Below are 12004 nucleotides of genomic sequence, written 5' to 3'. Positions count from 1 at the left end.
ACCCCATCCACGGGCCGATGCGCTGGTAGTTGGCCCGGCCACCCCGAAAAACGGACCCCCGCCGGAACGGTCCGGTGGGATGTCACACCCGCATTCTTGTTGCCGTTACCGCTTCGTGTCACTCGCCTGTGGATAAGTGGGTGCGAAATGTCAGGGTCGGGGGCATTTTAGGTGCCCGGAAAAATTCCGCGAGCGTCAGGTGACGGGGTGGATCTCGCGCAGCAAGCCGCTGGTCACGTCGAAGACGAAGCCGCGGACGTCATCGGTGTGGAGAAGGAACGGCGAGGTGCGGACGCGCTGCATCGACTGCCGTACGTCCTGATCCGCGTCCTTGTACGCCTCCACCGCCCAGACCGGCCGCTGGCCGACCTCCGCCTCCAGCTCCTGGCGGAACTCCTCGGTGATCGACTCGAGGCCGCAGTTGGTGTGGTGGATCAGTATGACGCTGCGGGTGCCGAGCGCCCGCTGGCTGATGGTCAGGGAGCGGATCACATCGTCGGTGACCACGCCGCCCGCGTTGCGGATGGTGTGGCAGTCGCCGAGCGCGAGGCCGAGCGCGTCGTGGAGGTCGAGCCGGGCGTCCATGCAGGCGACCACGGCGACCTGCAGCACCGGCCTCGCGTCCATACCGGGATCGTTGAACTCGGCCGCGTAACGGATGTTCGCCTCGACCAGGTGGTCGGTGACCGTATCGCCGGTGCGGGCCTGGCCGGCAGCGGGTGCGGGGTACTCAGCAGGGGACTGCGCGGTAGTCGACATGGATATGACGTTAGCTGCCACGGATCGCCTTGGCGTGCTGTGAGAAGGGACAAAGAACGTCAACGAGGCTTGTTGTGAGGTAACCCACAAGCCTTTGACCAGGTCACGCGACCGAGTGAACAGAGGGCGGGGGCGACGCGCTGCCGGGCTGATTGATCGGGAATCGATCGAATGGCAGGGTGGACTAAAGTGACGGGAAGTTACCGACACCTTGCACATTCCGAAGATTTCCCCTGTGTGCGCGGCGTACGTACGGCCCGGCCCTCTCCCGCTCGCCGGTCGGCCGACGCCACTTCCCCGGCGCCGGCGGACCTCCCCTTCCGAGCGGGCGGGGACCAGGCCGTACGTGCAGCCACACGGGACCTGAGCCTGAGAGGGCGCATGAGCCAGACCCGACACGTCCCGGTGATGCTCCAGCGATGCCTGGACCTGTTGGCCCCGGCTCTGGAGGTGCCGAGTCCGCAAGAGCCCGTGGTCGTCGACTGCACCCTCGGTCTCGGTGGCCACAGCGAGGCCCTCCTCGCCGCCTTCCCGTCCGCCCGGCTGATCGCGCTGGACCGGGACAAGGAGGCGCTGCGGCTCTCCGGCCAGCGGCTCGCCCCGTACGGTGACCGGGCCACGCTGGTGCACGCCGTCTACGACGAACTGCCCGAGGTGCTCGCCCGGCTCGGCGTCCCCAAGGTCCAGGGCATCCTGTTCGACCTCGGTGTCTCCTCCATGCAGCTGGACGAGGCCGACCGCGGATTCGCGTACGCCCAGGACGCCCCGCTCGACATGCGGATGGACCAGACGATCGGCATCAGCGCGGCCGAGGTCCTCAACACGTACCCGCCGGGCGAGCTCGTCCGGATCCTGCGTGCGTACGGCGAGGAGAAGCAGGCCAAGCGGATCGTCTCCGCGATCGTGCGCGAGCGCGAGAAGGAACCGTTCAGCAACAGCGCCCGGCTGGTCGAGCTGATCCGTGACTCACTGCCGCAGGCGGCCAAGCGCACCGGCGGCAATCCCGCCAAACGGACCTTCCAGGCGCTGCGCATCGAGGTGAACGGCGAGCTCTCCGTCCTGGAGCGGGCGATCCCGGCCGCCGTGGAGGCCCTCGCCGTGGGCGGCCGGATCGCCGTCCTCTCGTACCACTCGCTGGAGGACCGGCTGGTCAAGCAGGTCTTCGCGGCAGGCGCGGCCAATACGGCGCCGCCCGGACTGCCCGTCGTCCCCGAGCGCTATCAGCCGAGGCTGAAGCTCCTGACCCGCGGTGCGGAGCTGCCCACGGAGGAGGAGGTCGCCGAGAACCGGCGTGCCGCGCCCGCCCGGCTGCGCGGCGCCCAGCGGATCCGCGAGGAGGAGCGATGAGCGCAGTCGGCCCGGCCGGTACGGCACCGGGAAAGGCCGAGGTGACGCGATGAGCGGACCGGCCGGACAGCTCAGGGGGCGGGCCGCACGGCTCGCGCGGCTGATGCCCTCCGGGTCCAGCAGCGCGGCCCGTACGCCCTTCGTCCTGCTGGTCGTGCTGCTCCTCGGCGGCGGCCTGATCACCCTGCTGCTGCTGAACTCCGCGCTCAACGAGGGATCGTTCAGGCTGAGCGAACTGAGGAAGCGGACCACCGATCTCACCGACGAGGAGCAGGCCCTCCAGCGCGACGTCGACGGCCGCTCCGAGCCGGACGCACTGGAGCGGCGCGCCCGCGAGCTCGGCATGGTCCCCGGCGGCGGTCCCGCCTTCCTCAACCCGGACGGAACGGTCCGTGGCGTCCCCTCCGAGGCCGTCGCCCAGCGGACCTCGGCGCCCGCGGCCGCGCCGCCTGCCGGCGCCTCGCCGTCGAAATCCGTACCGCCCCCGGCCTCGCCGTCCGCTTCCGCCACGTCCCCGGCGCTCGCCGCCACGAAGCCGAGCACCTCGGCAGCTCCGCCCGCGCAACCTTCCACCCCGGCCCTGCCCGCCACGAAGCCCAGCACCTCGGCAGCTCCGCCGGCGCAACCGACCACCCCGGCACACCAGTCCTCGACCAGTCCCGGCAGGTGACGCAGTGCCCTCGAAGGAACCGCCGCGCCGCCGGGTCCCCGGCCCCGCGCGCCCCCGCAGCGCCGCAGCCGGCTCGGGCCGCCCCCGGCCCGCCGCCCGCCGCCCGTCGTCGCAGATCCCGCGCGGCCGCGCCCCGCAGAGGCCGCCGTCGCGCCCGCTGCGCCTCGGCAGCCCGCGCCCCCGGCTCCGCCTGGTCAGCCTGGGACTGACGCTCGTCATGCTGGCGTTCGTCGTCCGGCTCCTCCAGGTCCAGGCCGTCGACGCCAGCGCTTACGCGGCCAAGGCCGAGGAGAACCGCTACCTCGAGTACACGATCTCCGCCGAGCGCGGCGAGATCACCGACCGCAGCGGCATCGCCCTGGCCATCAGCGTCGACGCGTACGACATCACCGCCGACCCCAAGATGTTCACGCCCGAGGACAGCAAGTCCCCGGACGCACCGCAGCAGGCCGCGGCCCTCCTCGCCCCCATCCTCGGCGTCGACGCCGAGGAGCTGACGAAGAAGCTGTCGAAGCCGAAGAGCCGGTACGCCGTCCTGGCGCGCCGCCAGACCCCACAGGTCTGGAAGCAGATCAAGGACCTCAAGTCCGTCTTCGCCGAGAAGGCCCAGAAGGACAGGGCGAACGGCGGCCCCGGAGCCAATGTGCTGGCCGGAGTCTTCCAGGAGTCGACCACCAAACGGGTCTACCCCAACGGTGGGCTGGCCGCCGGGATACTGGGCTACGTCAACGCCGAGGGCAAGGGCGCGGGCGGCCTCGAATCGCAGCTGGACAAGGAGCTCGCGGGTGAGGACGGCAAGATCAAGTACGCCCAGTCCGGCGGCCGCCGGGTGCCCACCGCGGGCACCAAGGAGGTCCCGGCCGTCGCCGGTTCCGACATCGAGCTGACCATCGACAGGGACATCCAGTGGGCCGCCCAGAAGGCCATCTCGGACCAGGTGAAGAAGTCCAAGGCGGACCGCGGCTATGTGATCGTGCAGAACACCAGGACCGGCGAGGTCCTCGCCATGGCCAACGCCCCGGGCTTCGACCCCAACGACCTCTCGCAGGCCGACTCGGCGTCGCTGGGAAACGCGGCCGTGCAGGACGTGTACGAACCCGGATCCACCAGCAAGGTCATGTCCATGGCCGCCGTCCTGGAGGAAGGGGCGGCGACTCCTGGTACCCATGTCACCGTCCCCAACCGGCTCCACCGCGGCGACCGGCTCTTCAAGGACGACATCGACCACGCCACGTGGTACCTGACCCTCAACGGCGTACTCGCCAAGTCCAGCAACATCGGCACCATCCTGGCCACCGGACAGCTCGGCAAGACGCAGGCACAGGCCAACAAGGTCCTCTACTCGTACCTGCGCAAATTCGGCATCGGCAGCCCGACCGGACTGGACTACCCGGGTGAGACGCCCGGCATCCTCGCCAAGCCGCAGGACTGGTCGACATCGCAGCAGTACACGATCCCGTTCGGCCAGGGACTCTCGCTCAACGCGATGCAGGCCGCCTCGGTCTACTCGACGATCGCCAACGGCGGAGTCCGGGTCCAGCCCACCCTGGTCCGCGGCACCAAGGGCGCCGACGGCCGCTTCACCTCCGCGAGCACCCCCGAACAGACCAGGGTGATCAGCAAGAAGACCGCGAAATCACTCGCGGGCATGCTGGAGTCGGTGGTCGGTGACGAGGAGGGCACCGGTACCAAGGCCCGTATCCCCGGCTACCGGGTCGCGGGCAAGACCGGCACGGCCAACCGGGTCGACCCGGTCCGCGGCGGATACCACGGCTACACCGCGTCCTTCGCGGGCTTCGCGCCCGCCGACAACCCGCAGATCACCGTCTACTGCGCGATCCAGAACCCGACGAAGGGCAGCTACTTCGGCGGCCAGATCTGCGGTCCCATCTACAAACAGGTCATGGAGTTCGCGCTGAAGACGCTCCAGACCGCACCGTCCGGCAGCAGGTCCGCCCGCCTGCCGGTGTCCTTCCAGCCCGGCGAGTGAACTCGGGGTAATCAGCCAGTGACAACCATCACCCCCGATCCCGGGAACCGCAACGGGAACCACCCGGGAGCGGCCCCCTCACTTCGCGAGAGACAGGGTGTGCCCGGTACGCTCACCGCCGTGCCCCACGCTGAACAGTCCCAAACCATCCAGAAGGACGCCCCTGTGAACTACCCGGGAGCGCCCCGCCCGGATCGGCTACGGCCGACCACCCTCGGCGAGCTGGCAGCCCGGCTGGGAGTCGGATCGCCCGGATCCGGCGAGGTCACCGGCATCACCCATGACTCGCGGGCGGTACGGCCAGGCGATGTGTACGCGGCGCTGCCCGGCGCCCGCCTCCACGGCGCCGACTTCGTCGCCCAGGCGGCCGGCCTCGGCGCGGCGGCGGTCCTCACCGACCCGGCGGGCGCCGAGCGCGCCGCTGCCACCGGACTGCCGGTGCTGGTCACCGAGAACCCGCGCGGCCGGATGGGCGAACTCGCCGCGGAGATCTACGGGCGGCCCGGCGCAGACCTTCTGCAGATCGGCATCACCGGAACGTCCGGGAAGACCACCACCGCGTATCTCATCGAGGGCGGCTTCCGGGGCGCCGGGCGCAGCACCGGGCTGATCGGCACCGTCGAGACTCGGATCGGTGACGAGCGCATCAAGTCCGAGCGCACCACTCCCGAAGCGACCGACCTCCAGGCCCTGTTCGCCGTCATGCGCGAGCGCGGCGTCGACGCGGTCGCCATGGAGGTCTCCAGCCACGCGCTGGTGCTCGGCCGGGTCGACGGCTGTGTCTTCGACGTCGCCGTCTTCAACAACCTCAGCCCGGAGCACATGGAGTTCCACTCCGGCATGGAGGACTACTTCGCTGCCAAGGCGCAGCTGTTCACCCCGGAGCGCAGCCGGCGAGGCGTCGTCAACTTCGACGACGAGTACGGCCGCAGGCTGATCACCGAGGCGTCCGTTCCGGTCGTCACCTTCTCCGCCGAGGGCCACCTGGACGCCGACTGGCGCGCCGAGGACGTCGAAGTCGGCCCGCTGGGCTCCACCTTGACCGTGGTCGGCCCCAAGGGCGAGCGGATCACCGCCAGGGCGCCGCTGCCCGGCCCGTTCAACGTCGCCAACACCCTCGCCGCGATCGTCACCCTGGCCGTCGCGGGCGTCGACCCCCAGACCGCGGCCGACGGGGTCGCCGCGGTCCCCGGAGTCCCCGGCCGGCTGGAACGCGTCGACGCCGGACAGCCGTACCTCGCGCTCGTCGACTACGCGCACAAGACCGACGCCGTCGATTCCGTCCTGCGCTCCCTGCGCAAGGTCACCGAGGGCAAACTGCACATCGTGCTCGGCTGCGGCGGCGACCGGGACACGACGAAACGCGGACCGATGGGGGCGGCAGCCGCCCGACTCGCCGACACCGCAGTGCTGACCTCCGACAACCCCCGCTCCGAGGACCCCCTGGCCATCCTCGCCGCGATGCTCTCGGGCGCCGCGGAGGTGCCCGTCCACGAGCGTGGCGAGGTCCTGGTCGACGCCGACCGGGCCGCCGCCATCGCCGCCGCGGTCGCCCGCGCCCGGCCCGGCGACACCGTGCTGATCGCCGGCAAGGGCCACGAACAGGGCCAGGACATCCACGGAGTGGTACGCCCCTTCGACGACCGTACGGTGCTGCGCGCGGCCATCGCCCGGTCCCTGGGGCAAGAGAGCGCCGACGACTCCTCCGAGGACGCCACGGACCTCGCCCACACCCACGAGAACAACAGTCAGGGATGACCAAGTGATCGCCCTTACCCTCGCCGAGATCGCCGATATCGTCGGCGGGCAGTCGTACGACATACCGGATCCGGCAGCGACCGTCAGTGGGCCTGTCGTCATCGACTCCCGAGCGGTGGAGCAAGGCAGCCTGTTCGTCGCCTTCGCCGGCGAGCGGGTCGACGGCCACGACTATGCGCAGCGCGCCGTCGAGGCGGGCGCGGCAGCCGTACTGGCCGCCCGCCCCGTCGGCGTCCCGGCGATCGTCGTCGACGACGTCATCGCCGCGCTCGGCGCCCTCGCCCGGGCAGTCGTCGAACGGCTCGGCACCGCCGTCGTCGCTCTCACCGGCTCCGCGGGCAAGACCTCCACCAAGGACCTGATCGCCCAGCTTCTGGAGCGCAAGGGCCCCACCGTCTTCCCCGCGGGCAACCTCAACAACGAGATCGGACTGCCGCTCACCGCCCTGCGCGCCACCGAGAGCACCGAGCACCTCGTCCTCGAGATGGGTGCGCGCTACATCGGCGACATCCGCTACCTCACCGGCCTGGTCCCGCCGCGGATCGGCCTCGTCCTCAACGTCGGCACCGCGCACATCGGCGAGTTCGGCGGCCGCGAGCAGATCGCCATCGCCAAGGGCGAGATGGTCGAGTCGCTCCCCGAGGACGGAGTCGCCGTCCTCAACGCCGACGACCCGCTCGTGCGCGCCATGTCCTCCCGTACGAAAGCCCGGGTGCTGCTCTTCGGTGAAGCCGCGGATGCGGACGTACGGGGAGAGAAGGTCCGTCTCACCGACGACGGCCGCCCCGCATTCACGCTCCACACACCCACCGGGTGCAGCGATGTGACCATGCGCCTGTACGGTGAGCACCACGTGTCGAACGCGCTCGCCGCGGCCGCCGTCGCCCATGAGTTGGGCCTGTCCGCAGACGAGATCGCCGATGCGCTCTCCGAGGCGGGCACCCTCTCCCGCTGGCGCATGGAGGTCACCGAGCGTCCGGACGGCGTGACGTTCGTCAATGACGCCTACAACGCGAACCCCGAATCCATGCGAGCAGCGCTGCGCGCGCTGGTCGCCATGGGGAAGGGCCGGCGTACGTGGGCGGTGCTCGGCCCCATGGCCGAGCTCGGCGACGCCTCGCTCGCCGAGCACGACGCGGTCGGACGGCTCGCCGTCCGGCTCAACGTCAGCAAGCTCGTCGCGGTCGGGGGCAGAGAAGCCTCCTGGCTGCAACTGGGCGCATACAACGAGGGTTCGTGGGGTGAGGAGTCGGTGCACGTGTCCGACGCACAGGCTGCCGTCGACCTGTTGCGCAGTGAACTGCGCGCGGGAGACGTCGTGCTGGTGAAGGCGTCCCGGTCGGCCGGCCTGGAAATGGTCGTCCAGGCACTGCTGGAGAACTCGACCGAGGGCGAGGTCACCGGCCGATGAGGCAGATCCTCTTCGCAGGGGCCATCGGGCTCTTCCTGACCCTGGTCGGTACCCCGCTGCTGATCAAGCTCCTGGCCCGCAAGGGATACGGGCAGTTCATCCGCGACGACGGCCCGCGCAGCCACGGCAGCAAGAAGGGCACGCCCACCATGGGCGGCATCGCCTTCATCCTGGCCACGCTGATGGCGTACGTCCTGGCGAAGGTGATCACCGGCGAGCAGATGCGCTTCTCCGGTGTGCTGGTCCTGTTCCTGATGACCGGCATGGGACTTGTCGGGTTCCTCGACGACTACATCAAGATCGTCAAGCAGCGTTCGCTCGGGCTGCGGGCCAAGGCGAAGATGGCCGGCCAGCTGATCGTCGGCATCGCCTTCGCGGTGCTGTCGCTCCAGTTCGCCGACGGCCGCGGCAACACCCCGGCCTCCACCAAGCTGTCGTTCGTCGCGGACTTCGGCTGGTCGATCGGCCCGGTGCTGTTCGTCGTCTGGGCGCTGTTCATGATCCTCGCCATGTCCAACGGCGTGAACCTGACGGACGGTCTGGACGGTCTGGCCACCGGCGCCTCCGTGATGGTCTTCGGCGCGTACACCTTCATCGGGCTGTGGCAGTTCCAGGAGTCCTGCGCCAACGCGGTCTCCCTGACCAACCCCAACGCCTGCTTCGAGGTCCGCGACCCACTCGACCTCGCGGTCGTCGCCTCCGCGCTGATGGGTGCCTGCTTCGGCTTCCTGTGGTGGAACACCTCGCCCGCGAAGATCTTCATGGGTGACACCGGCTCGCTGGCACTCGGCGGCGCGCTCGCGGGCCTCGCGATCTGCTCCCGCACCGAGTTCCTGATGGCCATCCTCGGCGGCCTCTTCGTGATGATCACCATGTCCGTGGTCATCCAGGTCGGCTCCTTCAAGATGACCGGCAAGCGGGTCTTCCGGATGGCGCCGCTCCAGCACCACTTCGAGCTCAAGGGCTGGTCCGAAGTCCTTGTCGTGGTCCGTTTCTGGATCATCCAGGGCATGTGCGTGATCGTCGGACTCGGTCTCTTCTACGCAGGGTGGGCAGCCGCCAAGTGAGCAACCAGGACTGGCAGGGCAAGCACGTCACCGTCGCCGGGCTCGGTGTCAGCGGTATCCCCGCCGCCCGTGTCCTGAACGGCCTCGGCGCCGTCGTCACCGTGGTCAACGACGGGGACGACGAGCGTTCCCGTGCACAGGCCGCCGAGCTGGAGGCGCAGGGAATCACCGTGCGCCTCGGCGACGGGGCGACCCTGCCCGAGTCCACCGAGCTCATCGTCACCACCCCTGGCTGGAAGCCGGACAAACCGCTCTTCGCAGCAGCCGCCGAGGCGGGTGTCCCGGTCTGGGGCGACGTCGAGCTCGCCTGGCGGCTGCGCGGCCACGACGGCAGGGAACCGGCCCCCTGGCTCGCGGTCACCGGCACCAACGGCAAGACCACGACCGTACGGATGCTCGCCTCGATCCTGGAGGCGGCCGGGCTGCGCACGGCGGCCGTCGGCAACATCGGGGTCTCCCTGCTGGACGCGGTGCTCGGCGACGAGACATACGACGTCCTCGCCGTCGAGCTCTCCAGCTACCAGCTGCACTGGGCGCCGTCGCTGCGCGCGCACTCCGCGGTCGTCCTCAACCTGGCGCCCGACCATCTCGACTGGCACGGCTCCATGGAGGCGTACGTCGCGGACAAGGGCCGGATCTACGAGGGCAACCGGATCGCCTGTGTCTACAACGCGGCCGACAAGGCCACCGAGGACCTGGTCCGGCAGGCGGACGTCGAGGAGGGCTGCCGCGCCATCGGCTTCACCCTCGGGACCCCCGGACCGTCCCAGCTGGGCGTCGTCGACGGCATCCTCGTCGACCGGGCCTTCGTGACCAACCGGCAGAAGCAGGCACAGGAGCTCGCCGAGGTCGGGGACGTCAACCCGCCCGCCCCGCACAACATCGCCAACGCACTGGCGGCCGCGGCGCTGGCCCGCGCGTTCGGCGTCGAGCCCAGGGCGGTACGGGACGGGTTGCGGGCCTTCCGCCCCGACGCGCACCGCATCGAGCATGTCGCGGACGTCGCCGAGGTCGCGTACATCGACGACTCCAAGGCCACCAACACCCATGCCGCGGAGGCCTCCCTCGCGGCGTACGACCCGATCGTCTGGATCGCCGGCGGCCTCGCCAAGGGCGCCACCTTCGACGAGCTGGTGAGCGGGGCGGCGAAGCGGCTGCGCGGTGTCGTGCTGATGGGCCGCGACCGGGCACTGATCCGCGAAGCCCTCACGCGACACGCCCCCGAGGTCCCGGTCGTCGACCTCGACCGGACCGACACTGGGGCGATGTCCGAGGCGGTCCGCGAAGCGGCACGGCTCGCCCGGCCGGGAGACACCGTACTGATGGCCCCGGCCTGTGCCTCGATGGACATGTTCGCCAATTACAACAAGCGGGGCGAGGCATTCGCGGACGCGGTCCGCGCACTCGCCGACGAGAGCGCCTGACGGGCCCGGCCGCCGCGCCGTACTGTCCCGGAGAACCGGGTACGGGCGGCTCCGCCGCGTGCCCCCGGCCCTCGGCAGCAGCCCCGGGCACGAGCAGTGGAGGGGACAGCGACAATGCCGGCCGACGAGAGCTCCGCCGCGCGCGGCACAGGCCGCTCACAGGCGACCGCGGCGATCAGCCGGGCACTCGCCCCACCCCTCCCGGCCTCCGCCCGCCTGGCAGGGCCCCCGGCGCCCGCCGGCCTCGCTCTGCGCGGCAGGCTGGCGGCGGGTACCGGGCGGCGGCCCGCGGTGCCACGCTCCAGGGGCCACGACGGCTCCGGCCCGCGCACCCCCCGCAGCAGCGGTGTGCGGCGGATGTACGAGCAGGCACGCCGGGCCTGGGACCGTCCGCTGACCGCGTACTACCTGATCCTCGGCGCCGGCCTGCTGATCACCGCGCTGGGCCTGGTGATGGTCTACTCCGCCTCGATGATCAAGGCGCTGGAGCTGGACAAGCCCGGCACGTACTTCTTCCGTAAGCAGTTCCTCGCCGCCGTCATCGGCTCCACGCTGCTGGTGATCGCCTCCCGCATGCCCGTCAAGCTCCACCGGGCGCTCGCCTACCCGCTGCTCATGGGCACGGTCTTCCTGATGGTGCTGGTCCAGGTGCCGGGGATAGGGATGTCGGTCAACGGCAACCAGAACTGGCTGTATCTGGGCGGCCCCTTCCAGCTCCAGCCCAGCGAGTTCGGCAAGCTGGCCCTGATCCTCTGGAGCGCCGATCTGCTCGCCCGTAAACAGGACAAGCGGCTCCTGACGCAGTGGAAGCACATGCTGGTGCCGCTCGTCCCGGTCGCCTTCATGCTCCTCGGGCTGATCATGCTCGGCGGCGACATGGGAACTGCGATCATTCTCACCGCGATCCTCTTCGGCCTGCTCTGGCTGGCCGGGGCGCCCACCCGCCTCTTCGCCGGGGTGCTCGCCGTCGCGGGAGTCCTTGCCTTCCTGCTGATCAAGACCAGCCCGAACCGGATGTCACGCCTCAGCTGCATGGGGGTCAGCGAACCCGGCCCCGACGGTTCGTGCTGGCAGGCCGTGCACGGCATCTATGCTCTGGCGTCCGGCGGATGGTTCGGATCCGGGTTGGGTGCAAGTGTGGAAAAATGGGGCCAACTACCCGAACCGCACACCGACTTCATCTTCGCCATCACCGGGGAGGAACTGGGGTTGGCGGGGACGCTGTCGGTGCTCGCCCTCTTCGCGGCTCTAGGCTATGCGGGTATCCGCGTGGCCGGACGCACGGAGGACCCCTTCGTGAGGTACGCCGCGGGAGGTGTGACCACCTGGATCACGGTCCAGGCCGTGATCAATATCGGTGCGGTGCTCGGCCTGCTGCCGATCGCCGGGGTCCCGCTCCCGCTGTTCTCCTACGGAGGATCGGCCCTGCTGCCGACCATGTTCGCTGTCGGGCTGCTGATCGCGTTCGCGCGAGAGGAACCCGCCGCGAAGGCGGCCCTGGCCATGCGGAGGCCCGGGGTGAGATGGAAGACGATGAGACGGCGCGTCAAGAAGCGTCCGTCCGGAGAGCGGTGAATT

General features: G+C 70.3%; 9 protein-coding genes. 8 read left to right on the top strand and 1 reads right to left on the bottom strand.

Features of this window, described 5'->3' with window-relative positions; translation table 11 throughout:
* Positions 1-195: 195 nt before the first annotated feature.
* Positions 196-759 (bottom strand): beta-class carbonic anhydrase, encoded by a 564-nt coding sequence (locus ACFYP5_RS06800; protein WP_389031553.1) that lies wholly within the window; start codon positions 757-759, stop codon positions 196-198.
* Between the two features lie 381 nt (positions 760-1140).
* Here ACFYP5_RS06800 and rsmH point away from each other — a divergent pair, with 381 nt between their 5' ends.
* From rsmH to ftsW, 8 genes are all read left to right on the top strand, one after another.
* Positions 1141-2106 carry a 16S rRNA (cytosine(1402)-N(4))-methyltransferase RsmH gene (gene rsmH, locus ACFYP5_RS06795; RefSeq protein ID WP_389031550.1) on the top strand — a complete coding sequence of 322 codons (966 nt, stop codon included), beginning with the start codon at positions 1141-1143 and terminating at the stop codon, positions 2104-2106.
* 49 nt (positions 2107-2155) lie between these two features.
* Positions 2156-2776, top strand: coding sequence for a septum formation initiator family protein (locus tag ACFYP5_RS06790; RefSeq protein WP_389031547.1), 621 nt, complete (start codon positions 2156-2158; stop codon positions 2774-2776).
* Between the two features lie 4 nt (positions 2777-2780).
* Positions 2781-4766 carry a penicillin-binding transpeptidase domain-containing protein gene (locus ACFYP5_RS06785; protein WP_389031545.1) on the top strand — a complete coding sequence of 662 codons (1986 nt, stop codon included), beginning with the start codon at positions 2781-2783 and terminating at the stop codon, positions 4764-4766.
* An 18-nt stretch (positions 4767-4784) separates the two neighbouring features.
* Complete coding sequence (locus tag ACFYP5_RS06780; protein WP_389031542.1) at positions 4785-6524, top strand: UDP-N-acetylmuramoyl-L-alanyl-D-glutamate--2,6-diaminopimelate ligase; 1740 nt, start codon at positions 4785-4787, stop codon at positions 6522-6524.
* 4 nt (positions 6525-6528) lie between these two features.
* Entirely contained in the window at positions 6529-7935 is a 1407-nt protein-coding gene (murF, locus tag ACFYP5_RS06775; RefSeq protein WP_389031539.1) for a UDP-N-acetylmuramoyl-tripeptide--D-alanyl-D-alanine ligase, read from the top strand.
* Positions 7932-9002 (top strand): phospho-N-acetylmuramoyl-pentapeptide-transferase, encoded by a 1071-nt coding sequence (gene mraY / locus ACFYP5_RS06770; RefSeq protein ID WP_389031536.1) that lies wholly within the window; start codon positions 7932-7934, stop codon positions 9000-9002. The genes murF and mraY overlap by 4 nt, the downstream gene beginning before the upstream one ends.
* Positions 8999-10426: a UDP-N-acetylmuramoyl-L-alanine--D-glutamate ligase gene (gene murD / locus ACFYP5_RS06765; RefSeq protein WP_389031534.1), complete on the top strand. Its 1428-nt coding sequence runs from the start codon at positions 8999-9001 to the stop codon at positions 10424-10426. Before mraY ends, murD begins: the two co-directional genes overlap by 4 nt.
* Positions 10427-10540: 114 nt before the next feature.
* Entirely contained in the window at positions 10541-12001 is a 1461-nt protein-coding gene (gene ftsW / locus ACFYP5_RS06760) for a putative lipid II flippase FtsW (protein ID WP_389031531.1), read from the top strand.
* Positions 12002-12004: the final 3 nt, after the last annotated feature.

Source organism: Streptomyces sp. NPDC005262 (assembly GCF_042872425.1).
Classification (GTDB): domain Bacteria; phylum Actinomycetota; class Actinomycetes; order Streptomycetales; family Streptomycetaceae; genus Streptomyces.
This window is presented reverse-complemented; position numbering and strand designations above follow the sequence as displayed.